This window comes from Apilactobacillus apisilvae (assembly GCF_023380225.1).
Classification (GTDB): domain Bacteria; phylum Bacillota; class Bacilli; order Lactobacillales; family Lactobacillaceae; genus Apilactobacillus; species Apilactobacillus apisilvae.
On record NZ_CP093362.1, the window covers coordinates 1,060,863 to 1,075,446 of the forward strand.

Sequence of the window (14,584 nt, forward strand, 5' to 3'; positions counted from 1 at the left end):
TTAGTCATAATTTTTCAATAAAAAATATCAACTATCTTTTAAAGATAATTGATATTTTAATTTATTAATAACTAATAGCTCTTTTCGAATCTCCATTACGATGAATATTAATAGCTTTGATGCTCATACTTGTGCGTTTGCCCAACCACGGATCATTGTAATAAATACGATCTTTAGTATAACCGGTAACCGTTAAAGCATGATTAGGAAAGCCATCAACTCCTGCAACATAAATCACTACTGGATGTGAATGATTTTTCAAATATACTTTGATTGATTCAGTTGATTTACCAGTTAAATTATTACTAGATCCAACATACTTTTTGACTAATTTCATCAATGCTGGTGGGTAAATATACCACCCACTCTTCGAATAAGGGCTGCCAATAAATCCTTTATTGGGATTAGAACTATGAGGCATCCTGTTAGCCATATAAGTTTTCGAATATTTTTTACCAGTAGCGTAATTAATCATCATAGTTAAAGCTGTAATTTCACAACCTGTTGGTAGCTCAGGTCTTTGAGCAATTAATGGGACATTATTTAATTTAAATGAAGAATAATCTAAAGCTGAAGTATTAATCCATCCTTCATCCTTACCTTTATTTATTATATGTGCATATTTACCTAACTTAGTTGATTCTAAGTCGGTAACTTGAATCCATTTCCCAATTAAATGACCGCTATTACCAGAGCTTTTAATATTAGAAGCATTGGTATTGTAAGCACCATTCTTATAAATATTTCGATTCTTTTTTATAACAGTTAAGAAATTGGCATTTTTATTACTTAATACTCTAAAATAATTATGCTTTTTAACCTGTTTATTAGGGCTTTCTTCTTTGTCATGACTTGGTTTATTTGATTCATTACTATCATCATTATGTTCATTATCATTTGGATTTTTTGAATTTTGATTATCAGGATTCTGGTTATTAGAATTTTTATTATTTGAGTTATCTGATGTTTGACTATTTGCAGTTTCTACCCTACTTTGGTAGTTGCTTTGATTACTGTCAGATTGATTGTTCATATTTTGATCACTTGAAATATAAGAGCCAGTATTTTTAATTGAACTATCATTTTGACTAACATCATCGGCATGTACATTAGTAGATTGGTAAAACGATAACGTTAGTAAGGACATCGCCATTAACAATGCTGATGCAATTACTGATTTTTTCATTAACTATACTTCTTTCTTACACTGTGCATTTTATAATTATTATAATATCACAATTATTACAACAGTGTTAGAATATAATTGTGATATTATAATGTTTTTATGAAAGAAGGAAATTTAGTGTTTAAATTAAAAAGAACATTAATTCCAACAATAGCAATGATTTTATTAGTATCATTGGGATTTGTATTAGGTACTTCTACTAATACACATGCTAAGGGAAAAGTTTATCAGAATCCTAAGAGATATTATCAAATTTCTGATAAGCAAATTAAGCCAGTGGGAAAAGTTGGATATACCGTTAAAGTTGGATATGAAGGTATTAAAACAGTTAAAATAATGCGTAGATTAGGTATCAACATGGGACCTATTGGAACAGGGCATTATGAATATAACTATGCAACTAAAAATGCTGTTATTAATTTTCAGAAACATCATAATTTAAAAGCAACTGGAGATGTTGACGTAAACACTTGGGTTAAATTAGGTTTCCCAAGATGGCAATTCTATAGCATTGATAAGTATGTTGCACCATTAGGCGCAAAAATTACTCAAGGTCGCAAAGCTCACATTGAAGCAGCAATTAAGCAAGCTTACAAATATTTGGGTAAACCATACATATACGGTGCTTCATCAAGTCCTAATTATGGTAATGACTGTTCAGGATTAGTTGTCCAAGCTTTATATGCTGGTGGTATCAATCCTAAACCAGTCAGTGCAATTCAACATGCACATCCTGGTAACGAATGGAATTCAAGTAAATTGTGGGCATCCAAAAAGTTTAAGTTTGTTCCATTTGGTCAACGTAAACGTGGAGATTTAATCTTCTATTACGAACCAGGAACTTCTACAATTTGGCATGTTGCTCTATATCTAGGTAAAGATAGAATTATTGAAAGCTGGCCACCACGTGTTCAAGTATCAAGCATTTATGCTAGATCTACACATACAGGATATGTGGCACGTCCATGGACACAAAAATAATTAATACAAAAATGCTCGTGATTGAAAAATCGCGAGCATTTTTATTATCTATTCATTTGTAGTTTCTTCATCTGAATTTGAATCATCTTTTTCATCATCTGATTCTTCAGCTTCATTGGAAACTTTAGCAACGGTTGAAACTCTAGAGTCTTCATCAATTCTAATTAAATGAACCCCTAAAGTAGCACGACCAGTTTGTGAAACATCGGCAACATTAAATCTGATCATAACACCCTTATCAGTAACTAACATAATATCTTCATCACCAGTAACAGTTGTTAAACCAGCTAATGGACCATTCTTTTCAGTAACGTTCATGGTTTTAATACCTTTTCCACCACGACCTTTGATTTGATATTCAGAAGCAGGCGTTTGTTTACCATAACCTTTTTCAGAAATAACAAATACTTTGTCGTCTGGATTCAAGACATCGGCACCAACTACATAGTCATGATCTCTTAGACGAATTCCACGAACCCCGGTTGCTGAACGTCCCATTGAACGTACATCAGCGACTTTAAAGCTGACACAGTAACCTAAATGAGTTCCAATAACCATATTTTGATTTTCTGTAACAGTTGAAACTCGCATTAATTCATCTTTGTCTTTCAAATGAATTGCTTTTAGACCATTACTACGGATATTCTTGAATTCATCAACTGAAGTACGCTTTACAGTTCCTTGAACTGTAGTAAAGAATAAGTCTTTATCATCGTAATTTTCATTTTCACTAATAGTAATTACCGCTTGTACTTTTTCAGCATTTTCAATTCCTAACAAGTTAATGATAGGAAGTCCTTTAGCAGAACGTCCATACTCAGGAATTTCATACCCTTTCATACGGTAAACCTTACCTTGATTAGTGAAGAATAACAATGTGTGATGAGTAGTTGTTGAAACTAGATGTTCAATGAAGTCATCATCATGGACACCCATTCCTTGAACTCCACGGCCACCACGATTTTGACTCTTGAATTCTGAAGTTGCGGTACGTTTGATGTATCCATTATGAGTTAAAGTAATCATAATATCTTCTTCAGCAATTAAGTCTTCATCTTCAATACTTAGGACTTCACCGACACGAAGTTCAGTCTTACGGTCATCACCAAATTTACGTTGAATTTCCATTAATTCATCATAAATAATGTCATTGATTTTTTCACGACTAGCAAGAATTTCTTTATATTCATTGATGTTCTTTAATAACTCATCATGTTCACTTTCAATCTTGCCACGTTCCAATCCAGTTAAACGAACCAAACGCATATCTAAGATAGCTTGTGATTGTTTATCTGATAAATCAAATTCATCCATTAATTGCTTTTTAGCAACGGCAGAAGTTTGTGATTCACGAATGATCGTAATCACACGATCAATATTATCTAATGCTTTAATTAATCCGGCTAAAATATGGGCACGGTTTTCAGCCTTCTTCAATTCATATTGAGTACGACGTTTGATAACACTAACTTGATGTTCTAAGTAATATTGAAGAATTTCTTTTAGGCTAAGAATTCTTGGGGTACCATCAACAATTGCTAGCATGTTAAAGCTAAAGCTAGTTTGCATTAAAGTCATTTTGTATAAATTATTTAATACAACTTGTGCTGAAGCATCGCGTTTAACATCGATAACAATGCGCATACCTTCACGGTCAGATTCATCGTTAACATCAGTGATGCCTTCAATTCTTTTATCACGAACTAAATCAGCGATGCGTTCAATTAACTTAGCTTTATTAGTCATGTAAGGAATTTCAGTCGCAATGATACGTTGTTTTCCATTTTTATTTTCTTCAATATCAGTTTTAGCACGTAAAATAATGCTACCCTTACCAGTTTCGTAAGCTTTTCTGATACCAGATTTACCTAGAACAACCCCTCCAGTTGGAAAGTCTGGTCCAGGAACTGCTTCCATTAAATCGGCAGTTGTCGCATCTGGGTTTTGCATTAAAATATGCAAAGCAGAAATAACTTCACTTAGGTTATGTGGTGGAATATTAGTGGCCATCCCAACAGCGATACCTGAAGCACCATTAACTAGTAAATTAGGGAACCTTGAAGGTAAAACTTCTGGTTCACGTTCACTACCATCAAAGTTATCTTGGAAATCAACAGTATCCTTATTGATATCACGTAGCATTTCCATTCCAATTTTACTTAATTTTGCTTCGGTATAACGCATAGCGGCTGCACCATCACCATCAACAGAACCAAAGTTACCATGCCCATTAACTAATGGATAACGGTAACTAAAGTCTTGTGCCATACGAACCATTGAACCATAAACAGCAGTATCACCGTGGGGATGATACTTACCTAAAGTATCCCCAACAACTCTGGCTGATTTACGGAATGGCTTTTCAGGAGTTAAACCTAATTCACGCATATCATATAAAATTCTTCTATGAACTGGTTTCATTCCATCTCTTACATCAGGTAAGGCACGTGCAACAATAACACTCATTGCATAGTCTAAGAATGATGTTTTCATTTTTTCAGATAAGTCAACATTTTCAATACGATGACTTGTTAGATCTTCATTATTGGCCAATATATTTGCCTCCATTCATGGTCGTTCTAGCAGAATGTTTCATGTGAAACATTTTTATTAAACATCCAAGTTTTCAACGAATGTAGCGTTTTCTTCGATAAATTTACGACGTGGTTCAACTTTGTTACCCATTAACATGTTAAATACATCAGCAGCATTTTCAGCTTCTTTTTCTTCAACACGTTGTAAACGACGATTATCTGGATTCATAGTAGTATCCCATAATTGTTCAGCATCCATTTCACCAAGACCTTTATAACGAGAAATACTTGGCTTAGGAGATGCTGGTAATTCAGCTTTCCAGCGGTCTAATTCTTCATCATTAGCAACATATCTAATCATTTTACCTTGTTGTAAACGATACAAAGGTGGTTGTGCGATATATACATATCCTGCGTCAAGTAATGGACGCATGTAGTTATAGATTAGAGTTAATAGTAGTGCTTGGATATGCGCACCATCAACATCGGCATCAGTCATAATAATTAACTTGTGATATTTAACTTTATTAATATCAAAATCATTACCAAAACCAGTTCCCATTGCAGTGAACATTGATCTAATTTCTTCATTAGCTAGAATCTTGTCCATTGTTGCTTTTTGAACATTTAAAATTTTACCTCTAATAGGTAGAATAGCTTGGGTTAAACGAGAACGACCTTGCTTAGCAGAACCACCAGCAGAGTCCCCTTCGACAATGAATAATTCAGAAATTTCAGGATCTTTACTAGTGTTATTAGCCAATTTACCAGGTAAACTACTAATTTCTAGTCCTGATTTCTTTCTAGTAACTTCACGGGCACGTTTAGCAGCAGCACGGACTCTAGATGCCAATGAACCTTTATCAACAATTTGTTTACCTAACTTAGGATTTTCCATTAAGAATTTAGAGAAATGTTCCGCAAAAATGTGATCAGTTGCAGTTCTGGCATCTGAATTACCTAATTTAGTTTTTGTTTGACCTTCAAATTGAGGATCAGGATGCTTAACACTAATAACGGCAGTTAATCCTTCACGAACATCAGGACCAGTTAAATTAGCGTCTTTTTCTTTTAGTAAATTATTCTTTCTAGCATAGTCATTAACAGCACGAGTTAATGCACGCTTGAAACCCTCTTCGTGGGTTCCACCTTCGATGGTATGAATATTATTGGTAAAAGTTCTAAGTTCACTGTGATAGTCATCTGTATATTGCAAAGCAACTTCAACAGAAATACCATTTTCCTTACCTTCAACATAAATAGGTTCTGGAAAAATAGGTTCCTTATCACTATCAATAAATTCAACGTAATGCTTAATTCCACCTTCATACAAGAAGTCTTCTTCGGTAGGTTCGGCTGGTCGATTGTCACGAAGTGAGATTTTTAAACCTTTATTTAAGAAAGCTAATTCACGAATTCGAGCAGTTAAAGTTTTGACATTATAAGTGGTTGTTTCAGTAAAAATATCTGGATCTGGTGTGAAATGCACCTTAGTTCCATGATTATCAGGATCATCATTACCAATAAATTTCATTGGAGTTTTAACATGACCTCTAGAAAAGTCCATGTAGTACTTCTTACCATCACGAGTAACCGTTACATCTAATTCCGTGGATAAAGCATTGACAACTGATGCACCAACACCATGTAAACCACCGGAAACTTTGTATCCGCCACCACCGAATTTACCTCCGGCATGTAAAATAGTAAAAACAGTTTCTAAGGCTGGTTTTCCAGTTTTCTTTTGAATATCAACTGGAATTCCACGACCATCATCAACAACTGTAATACTATTATCTTTTTCAATCGTTACATGAATTGAGTCGGCAAAACCAGCTAATGCTTCATCGATCCCGTTATCGATAATTTCCCAAACTAAATGGTGCAATCCTTGAACACTAGTTGATCCTATGTACATTCCGGGACGTTTGCGAACGGCTTCTAGACCTTCTAGAACTTGGATTTGACTGGCATTATATTCGTCAGTTTTTATTCTTTGTTCTTCTTTTTCCTTATCAGTCAACTTTATTCCTCCTAAAAAGAAATCACTTTTCTTCCGAAACAGTTCCATTTTCAATATTAAAAATCTTTGGATCTGAAATTAAATCACGTGCGACTCCACTTAGACTGGTCGTTGTCAAAAATGTTTGGACTTTATTCTGAATAGATTTTAATAGATGGGTCTGCCGACTATCATCCAATTCAGATAACACATCATCCAATAATAAGATTGGATACTCATTTGTTTCTTCCTTCATTAAATCAATTTCGGCTAATTTAACCGAAAGCGCTGAAGTTCTTTGTTGACCCTGTGAGCCAAAAGTTGAAACATCTTTTTGATTGATGATGAATTGTAAATCATCACGATGTGGTCCATACAAACTATTACCCTGTCTAATTTCTTTTTCGCGATTCTCTTTGTATAAATGAAGTAATCCTTCATAAATCGTATCAATATCAGTTTGTTGCTTCTTTTTTAAGGCACAAACATATTTAAATTTTAATTTCTCTTTATCTTGGGAAATCTCAGCATGAATATCAGCTGCCCAATTTTCGAGCTTAGCTAATAATTCAAGGCGTTGAAAAATTATCTTAGAACCATAAGCAGCTAGCTGGTCAGATAAAACTTCTAGATACAACTGATCACTAGCTTCTTTTAACTGTAATTTTTTTAGATAGTTATTGCGCTGCTTTAAAATTTTGCGATATTGAGCATTATCATAAAGATAATGATTACTCATTTGTCCAAATTCCATATCCATAAAACGACGTCTAACACTAGGTGCACCCTTTACGATTGATAAATCTTCTGGGGCAAACAAAATCACATTCAATTCTCCGACATAAGATGATAATTTTGCTTGTTCCAAATGATTGACCTTAGCGCGCTTGCCCTTTTTCCCTAAATCAATTTCTAATTTAGTATCACCCAAGTTCTTCGAAACATTACCGTAAATTTGAGCGGCATCTGATTGCCATTCAATTAAATCACGATTATTGCTAGTCCGATGACTACGCGTTAAAGCTAAAACATAGATAGCTTCTAACATGTTGGTCTTTCCCTGAGCATTGTTACCAAGTAGCACATTGATTCCTGGTGAAAAATGCATCTCAACGTCGTCATAATTACGAAAATGACGTAATTTTATTGCTTTTAATTTCATAGAACTGGCCTACTTTTTGCGGATAAAAAATAATCCTACACCCATTACATCAACATTATCACCGTCATATAGTTTTTTACCACGACGGTTTTCAGGTTCACCATTAAGCATCACTTGATTGTCTGGATCCTTAAGATACCACTTTGCTTGTCCACCAGAAGAAACAATATCTTCTTCCTTTAATAATTGACCCAATGTAATGTATTCGGTACTGATGAAAACACTATTCTTCAAAACTTCACCCACCTTTTCTTATATCCATATTATACCCTTTTTAAAGATAAAAGTATAGATAATAAGCCCTTATCAGCCTTTCTAAGCGATTTTATGCATTATTAGAGTAAAGATACTAAATAATATAAAAAATGCCTAAAATAGCAAAAATTTAATTGACAAATAAAAAAGCTTATCAATAAAATTGATAAGCTAATGTAAGAGTTACATAAAAAATTATTTTATAATTCATACAAAATATTTATCTAATTTATATGATTATTGACCAAAACATTAATTTTATTTTTAGATTTAAGAAGTAAAAATGTAAATAATATAAATAAAATATCTAGCATATATAGTGCATAATTATTATCCCAAATGGTATTTAAAATACCAACAGAAAAATCTGTAAAAAAATGTATAAACATAACTAAAAATATATTTTTAGTTCTAATATATATTGCAGAGGCTATAAAACCAAAAGCGGTTGCATTTATTACCTGTACAATTGTATTTGGAAGTGATTGTGCCATAAAGATAAAATTAATAAAGTGCATAAGGCCAAATAAAAAGCTACTAATTAAAACAGACATTAGTATATATATGTAACCTTTTTCTTTAAACTTGTTAATTAAAGCAGTTAATATTAACCCTCTGTTAACATATTCTTCAAATATACCCGGTCCTATAGAAAAACATAGAACATCAGTTAAAGGTTGAGCTAAATCATTGGGGCGAAAAGAATAAAAGTATGCAACAAAAATCAATAAAGTTAAAAAATATGATGAATATTGATCCTTGATTGAAACATTATGAAAACCAAAATTAACTTCTTGTTTTAACCAAAATTTATTAATTAAAAATATTGAAAGTAAAGCAAGAGCATATCTAAATACAACGGATAATATCTCACTATTTCTAAACAATATTTGAGATATAAAAGCAAATAATATTAATATTATTATTTGTAAAAAATAAAAAGATAAAATACTAAAAACAGATTTCTTTTTCAAATTATATAAATCTCCTTTCTTTATTATCATATAAATAATATTCTTAAAAGATATCCTAAAATCTTCATAAACAAGCCTCCAAATATGTATAAAATAAAATTTATATCATGAATGCTGTCGCCATTAACTGTGATGATATTTATCATAAATTCAATATAATTACTAAGATACTATCTGAAAATAATAAAAATATAGAAAAGTAATATTATTGTTCTAACTATATGATGAGTAATGTGTAGATTATTTTGTCCTAATCCATTGAGAATAGCAGATATAATTAAGGAAAAAGATAGTACTGTGGTTAAAACTTTAAATTGACTACTATTAATAGATAGAAATAATAACGAAGATAGACTAAATATGAATACTAAACAATTGATTACAAGCGAACAAATTAATATAAAATTATTATGTTGCCTTATATTAATAATAGAAGCAGATGCAATTAGTAAAGAAAAAAGAGTAAATAAGATAGCAAATATATATTTAATAATCATTTTTAATGCTCCTTTCCAAATAATTTCTAGTTGGTGCATCATACAAAAGTGGCTATCAAAGCTTAAGATTTTATCTTTCTACTTTGATAGCCATTTTAATCTTTATTTTATAAATATTTAAGTTCTTTAGGTGTATGAGTAAATGGTTTACAGCCATCTTCAGTTACATGCACACAATCTTCAATTCTTACACCAGCAAATCCAGGAACATAAATTCCAGGTTCAATTGAGAAACACATGCCAGGTTTTAATTCCATCTTGTTTCCTTCCATAATAGATGGAAATTCATGTTCTGACATTCCCATGCCATGACCAAGACGGTGAATAAAGTATTTACCGTAACCTGCTTTATCAATAATATCACGAGCAACTTTATCAACTGATTCGGCAGTTACACCAGGTTTTACATAGTTCATTGCAGTTAATTGAGCATCTAAACAAACGTTGTAAATATCTTTTTGTTTATCTGACAATTCACCAACAGCAACGGTTCTGGATGAATCTGAAATATAGCCTTGGTGAACAGTTCCTAAATCAAATAGCACCATTTCGTTATTTTTAATTACGTTATCACTAGTAGCACCATGTGGTTCAGCTGCATGGGCACCTGCTTGAACTAAGGTGTCAAAACTCATTTCCATCACACCCTTTTGTTTCAAGGCATATTCTAATTCAGCCATCACTGCTGATTCTGGTTTGCCAGCTTTAACAGCAGCAAATCCTTTTGCAAAAGCAAAATCAGCTTCACGACCAGCAGCATCTAATTTTTCAATTTCATCTGCAGATTTAATTAAACGCATTCCACTCATGAAATCAGTAACATCTTTATCAAAAGATACATCTGACAATTGAGAATTTAGAGCATTTAAACGACTGATAGTTAAATTATCCATTTCTAAACCAGCATGTTTAGGGTTGGCTACTCGTTCTTTGATATGTTCAGCAATCATTTGCCAAGGATTTTCATGATCTAAGTATCCATATACTTCATATGGAAAACCAGTATCCTTAATTGCTTCTACTTCAAGTGCAGGTGCAAACATGAATGGTTCCTTATCAGGAAATACCACCAATGCTAAAACTCTTTCTACCGGGTCACTGAAAAATCCAGTTAAATATTGAATGGTCTTAGGATCACTCAAATATGTAAAATCTAATTCATTCTTGTAAGTCCAATTTTGAACTGTGTCTAACTTAGTCATTAAAAATCCCTCCTATTGTTATTGAATATTCTAGTCCATTTATTGGATAATTAAAACACCATTATTAGAAAATGATGAGATTATTAATTCATTTTAGGTCTACGATTGATACAATAAATAATAATTGCGGCAATTCTTAATCCCAAAGATAGGTATCCTAAAATGATAATTAATGGGCCATTAAATAAACCAACATTTTCACTTTGAATATGATATTCTGAAATATAAAGAACTTTATTAATAACTTCTGGTAAAGAAACATAAAAATAAATGACTCCAATAATACTAACTATACTGGATATTAGCATTAAAATAGTCCCCACCTTAGGCATATAAGTTTTTTTATTTAAAATAATAATTGATATTACAATAACAGCAATATCTAAACCACCAAATAAATAATCTACCATACTAACAATGGGAATACATAAAATAATTGCTAATATAAAATTAGCTTTAATCAATCCTGAACCGTCATTTTGATTTTCCATATAAAAACACTCCTTAAAATTATTAATTATAAGTATAACAAAGATTAAAATTATATTATAATTTTGAAAAGAGGCATAAATAATGTATATAGTAATTGGATTCTTTGTGATTTTATTTTTAATACTACTAGGTATTAATTTTATATATTATGAAAGAAAAAATAAAAACAAACGAGAAAATTTATGGACTGCTTTTTGGCACTCAATTATTGATTTATTTTTTTGGATTTAAAAATGTTTCATGTGAAACATTTTGAATTAAAAAAAGATATTTTAACATTTTAAAGTTAAAATATCTTTTTTATTATGGTCGATTAATGCCAACACTTTGTTTGATATAAAGATTTTCATCATCAATTAAACTTTTCACTAGATTAATAATTGCTTGTCTTGAAACATTGTGTCCACCAAAAGGCTCACCCTTTTTAGTAATTTCATAATCATCGCTTCCACCATCAAACCAAACTGGTCTAATCAATGTATAGTTAAGATTGCTATCTTCTATCACATCAGCTGCATTCCGATACCCTTGTAAAAATGGATTCTTAGATAAATTACCATCAGATCTAACCGATGCTGGAATTTCATCATAAATCCCCATTGAAGAAATAAAGATCAATTTTTTAACATGATTTTTTTCAGAAAATTGGACAATCTTTTTTGCCATTGATTCAATGTTTCCACTTAAAGCAGCAAAAATCACATCTTGATTTTTAGTAGCCTTATTTAAATCAGCATCATTTAGAACGTCGCCATTGATAACATCGGCTTGATCATTAGATTTAATTGATCTTGCAAATAATGTTAAATGATAGTTTGAATTGTTTTTTAAATCATCTGTAATTAGACTACCAAGTGAACCAGTAGCACCTAAAACTAAAATATTTTTCATATTAATCACCTCGATGATTATATTACTGTTTAAAGTTAGCTTTAAGTCAACAATTATTCATCAATAAATTCAGCTGATAAAATATTATTTACTGAAATTAACACGCTCTTATATTGTTTTGCTTTCATCACTTTTTGTTCAGTACAAATAATAAATTTTTGATTTTTTAAAAATTGTGCTAAACATTCTTCACGGCTTAAAGTGTTATCAAATTCCAGTCCTTCAATATTATAAACAGTATGTCTTTCACCTGCGTTCATTCCAGCAGTGACAATTATTCTGAGTTTGAATCTAATATCTACATTTTCCATAAAAAATCTCCTTTTAATTATTTATAAGAACATCATACAACATGAAAATCTCTTTATTACATAAAAATATCAAAAATGTTTATAATATGATGTATAGGAGGGATTACTATGAAATTACGTGACTTTATTCAACGAAAAAATAATATGTTTAAAACTAATTATGACAATTATGAACGTGGTAAGGATCGCCAATTATCACAAAATAAAACTTTAGGTGAACTTATTCAAAAACAAATGGATAAAAGAGGCTTATCTGCTATTAATAAAAAAGTCGACATTGACTATAATAAATATTCACTTGATATGAAAGTTTACGAATATATTCGTTGGCAAACGCAAGAAAATGACTATGTTCTTGCTGACGATATTTTCCAAAAATTCTTTAATAAAAATGATAAATATGAAAATGCTAAAGATAAAATTGATGAGTATTTAGCAATCGCCCCACTAATTAAAGCTTTAGATAACTTATATAATTTAAATGTAATTAAAGTTAATAATAGCTCACACCATGTAATTGTTAACGACATTAAATGTCATGCCTATCAACCAATGCTACTACAAGTTGGTGCTGGTTTTGATATTAAATATCAAAATGACTGGTCAGAAATTTTTGGATAATCTTTACGCCTTAAGTTTTCTTTAAGCTTTCACTGTTATATTAATAACAATCCAAAAAGGAAGAAGGTAATTCCATGAAGAATAATGAAAATTATAGATACAAAACTGTTTTTAGAATTAATCGAACTTGGCAAGCCGCTTCCTTAAAGTGGATTTGAAAGTAAGAAGACTTTCAACTTAAATTGCATATAAAACTTCCCCTACTATAAATGAGTATAAAATGCCCAGCTGAAAAGCTGGGTATTTTTTTATTCATCTAATTGCACAATCGGAATATTAAATCCCTTTAATTGATCAATCTGCATTCTTTCATGATAAAGTTCCGCGGTATCATCAAAAAACTTATATAGTGCTTTGGCAATATAAGCAGCTTTATTATTAATTTTAGGATTAGTCCTAGTTTGAACAATTAAATTACGCATTGTTTTGAATAAATCATTTTGCATATAAAAATTAGTTTCAAAACTTAATGCATTTTTAGCTTTACTATAATCATGCTTAATTGCACGGGTTAGTGAGGCTTTTTTGGTCTTAAAGATTAATTGAGCGTACTGGTATAGACAGCTAGCATTATCTGAATATTTAACTAAGGTATTAATTAATTCTTGATCAAAATAGGCATTATTTTTCAGGCCATCGACGATATTTTGCATTAAATCAAACTGGCTAATTTTAACCTCTGGTGTAACAGCTGTTTCAGATATTATTTGTTTAGAGTTAGTTTGATTAGGAGTTATTTTTTCAACTTTACTATGTTTATTATCTAAACTATCGTCATGAAAGCTTGGTAAAAAGAATCTAGTTGCACCGTTAAAAACTTTCTTTTTAACAATATAACCCAATTTAGCTAATTTTTTATAGGCATTAATAACCGTATTACGACCGACACCTAAATCTTTAATCATTTCTTCCACGGTATAAATTACATAGTAGGAATTTACTTTTTTATCAAAAAATTCACGGCGCTTAATGGAAGATTGCATCCGGTCATATAAGTAGGCATAAGCTAATCTTGCATCGTTGTTTAAACGGTCATCTTTGCGGAGTTCTACATCAAATTTTATAAATTGTTTCATTATTATCCATCCTTTTGGATAGAAAAAGAGGGCACAAGTAATAAACTTGCACCCTCATATATGTATTAGATATATTGAAACGAATCCCTAGCTCTTATATAATGACTAAGGAGCGTTAAAAGGTTAACAAGTACCATCCTTACTTTGTTAGCTGGTCGATAATTACTGGTAATAATTTTCGATCAACGCTCTTTTTCTATGTTTTATTTTTTGTATGTTTATAAGTATAGCGGTTTTGCATTAGGGTGTAAATAAGAAGATGGTTTATTAAACTAATCGTCACTTATCTTTTACATTGTATTATTTATAATGTTTTCATGTATAATATTAATTTGTAAAGAAGTTAATGGACGGTGGCTGTCTTTTTCCTGAAGAGGTGATTTCTATGGAATCATGGAAT

Annotated in this window: 13 protein-coding genes; 2 read left to right on the forward strand and 11 right to left on the reverse strand. The window is 31.2% G+C overall.

Going from position 1 to position 14,584, the window contains the following annotated elements; genetic code table 11:
• Positions 1 to 64: 64 nt before the first annotated feature.
• On the reverse strand, positions 65 to 1,186 hold the full coding sequence (locus tag MOO46_RS05430; protein WP_249510676.1) for a C39 family peptidase: 1,122 nt from the start codon (positions 1,184 to 1,186) through the stop codon (positions 65 to 67).
• Between the two features lie 117 nt (positions 1,187 to 1,303).
• Between MOO46_RS05430 and MOO46_RS05435 the strand changes: the two genes are divergently transcribed.
• Positions 1,304 to 2,167 carry a C40 family peptidase gene (locus MOO46_RS05435; RefSeq protein ID WP_396121398.1) on the forward strand — a complete coding sequence of 288 codons (864 nt, stop codon included), beginning with the start codon at positions 1,304 to 1,306 and terminating at the stop codon, positions 2,165 to 2,167.
• A 48-nt stretch (positions 2,168 to 2,215) separates the two neighbouring features.
• Here the strand turns inward: MOO46_RS05435 and gyrA are convergent, their stop codons facing one another.
• The 9 genes from gyrA to MOO46_RS05480 all read right to left on the reverse strand — a co-directional run bounded on the left by gyrA (position 2,216) and on the right by MOO46_RS05480 (position 12,487).
• Entirely contained in the window at positions 2,216 to 4,735 is a 2,520-nt protein-coding gene (gyrA, locus tag MOO46_RS05440; protein WP_396121399.1) for a DNA gyrase subunit A, read from the reverse strand.
• Positions 4,736 to 4,777: 42 nt separating this feature from the next.
• Positions 4,778 to 6,724 (reverse strand): DNA topoisomerase (ATP-hydrolyzing) subunit B, encoded by a 1,947-nt coding sequence (gyrB, locus tag MOO46_RS05445; protein ID WP_249510677.1) that lies wholly within the window; start codon positions 6,722 to 6,724, stop codon positions 4,778 to 4,780.
• 22 nt (positions 6,725 to 6,746) lie between these two features.
• A complete protein-coding gene (gene recF, locus MOO46_RS05450; RefSeq protein WP_249510678.1) occupies positions 6,747 to 7,865 on the reverse strand; it encodes a DNA replication/repair protein RecF in 1,119 nt (372 codons plus the stop codon).
• A gap of 9 nt (positions 7,866 to 7,874) precedes the next feature.
• Positions 7,875 to 8,099, reverse strand: a complete 225-nt coding sequence (gene yaaA / locus MOO46_RS05455; protein ID WP_249510679.1) for a S4 domain-containing protein YaaA — start codon at positions 8,097 to 8,099, stop codon at positions 7,875 to 7,877.
• A 245-nt stretch (positions 8,100 to 8,344) separates the two neighbouring features.
• Positions 8,345 to 9,094 carry a CPBP family intramembrane glutamic endopeptidase gene (locus tag MOO46_RS05460; RefSeq protein WP_249510680.1) on the reverse strand — a complete coding sequence of 250 codons (750 nt, stop codon included), beginning with the start codon at positions 9,092 to 9,094 and terminating at the stop codon, positions 8,345 to 8,347.
• 604 nt (positions 9,095 to 9,698) lie between these two features.
• Positions 9,699 to 10,793, reverse strand: coding sequence for a M24 family metallopeptidase (locus MOO46_RS05465; RefSeq protein ID WP_249510681.1), 1,095 nt, complete (start codon positions 10,791 to 10,793; stop codon positions 9,699 to 9,701).
• A gap of 83 nt (positions 10,794 to 10,876) precedes the next feature.
• Positions 10,877 to 11,284, reverse strand: a complete 408-nt coding sequence (locus MOO46_RS05470) for a hypothetical protein (RefSeq protein WP_249510682.1) — start codon at positions 11,282 to 11,284, stop codon at positions 10,877 to 10,879.
• A 304-nt stretch (positions 11,285 to 11,588) separates the two neighbouring features.
• The gene (locus MOO46_RS05475) at positions 11,589 to 12,176 is read right to left on the reverse strand and encodes an NAD(P)H-binding protein (protein WP_249510683.1); all 588 of its coding nucleotides are present in this window, start codon (positions 12,174 to 12,176) and stop codon (positions 11,589 to 11,591) included.
• 53 nt (positions 12,177 to 12,229) lie between these two features.
• Positions 12,230 to 12,487 (reverse strand): hypothetical protein, encoded by a 258-nt coding sequence (locus MOO46_RS05480; RefSeq protein ID WP_249510684.1) that lies wholly within the window; start codon positions 12,485 to 12,487, stop codon positions 12,230 to 12,232.
• A gap of 108 nt (positions 12,488 to 12,595) precedes the next feature.
• Between MOO46_RS05480 and MOO46_RS05485 the strand changes: the two genes are divergently transcribed.
• Positions 12,596 to 13,108 carry a hypothetical protein gene (locus tag MOO46_RS05485; protein WP_249510685.1) on the forward strand — a complete coding sequence of 171 codons (513 nt, stop codon included), beginning with the start codon at positions 12,596 to 12,598 and terminating at the stop codon, positions 13,106 to 13,108.
• A 248-nt stretch (positions 13,109 to 13,356) separates the two neighbouring features.
• Here MOO46_RS05485 and MOO46_RS05490 read toward each other — a convergent pair whose 3' ends face one another.
• A complete protein-coding gene (locus MOO46_RS05490; RefSeq protein ID WP_249510686.1) occupies positions 13,357 to 14,184 on the reverse strand; it encodes a replication initiator protein A in 828 nt (275 codons plus the stop codon).
• Between the last annotated feature and the right edge of the window lie 400 nt (positions 14,185 to 14,584).

What these genes read in the sequence shown, in the direction of transcription:
- MOO46_RS05430 (WP_249510676.1), bottom strand. Translation starts at nt 1,186, where the DNA reads ATGAAAAAATCAGTAATTGCATCAGCATTGTTAATGGCGATGTCCTTA.
- gyrA (WP_396121399.1), bottom strand. Translation starts at nt 4,735, where the DNA reads ATGGAGGCAAATATATTGGCCAATAATGAAGATCTAACAAGTCATCGT.
- recF (WP_249510678.1), bottom strand. Translation starts at nt 7,865, where the DNA reads ATGAAATTAAAAGCAATAAAATTACGTCATTTTCGTAATTATGACGAC.
- MOO46_RS05465 (WP_249510681.1), bottom strand. Translation starts at nt 10,793, where the DNA reads ATGACTAAGTTAGACACAGTTCAAAATTGGACTTACAAGAATGAATTA.
- MOO46_RS05470 (WP_249510682.1), bottom strand. Translation starts at nt 11,284, where the DNA reads ATGGAAAATCAAAATGACGGTTCAGGATTGATTAAAGCTAATTTTATA.
- MOO46_RS05475 (WP_249510683.1), bottom strand. Translation starts at nt 12,176, where the DNA reads ATGAAAAATATTTTAGTTTTAGGTGCTACTGGTTCACTTGGTAGTCTA.
- MOO46_RS05480 (WP_249510684.1), bottom strand. Translation starts at nt 12,487, where the DNA reads ATGGAAAATGTAGATATTAGATTCAAACTCAGAATAATTGTCACTGCT.
- MOO46_RS05485 (WP_249510685.1), top strand. Translation starts at nt 12,596, where the DNA reads ATGAAATTACGTGACTTTATTCAACGAAAAAATAATATGTTTAAAACT.
- MOO46_RS05490 (WP_249510686.1), bottom strand. Translation starts at nt 14,184, where the DNA reads ATGAAACAATTTATAAAATTTGATGTAGAACTCCGCAAAGATGACCGT.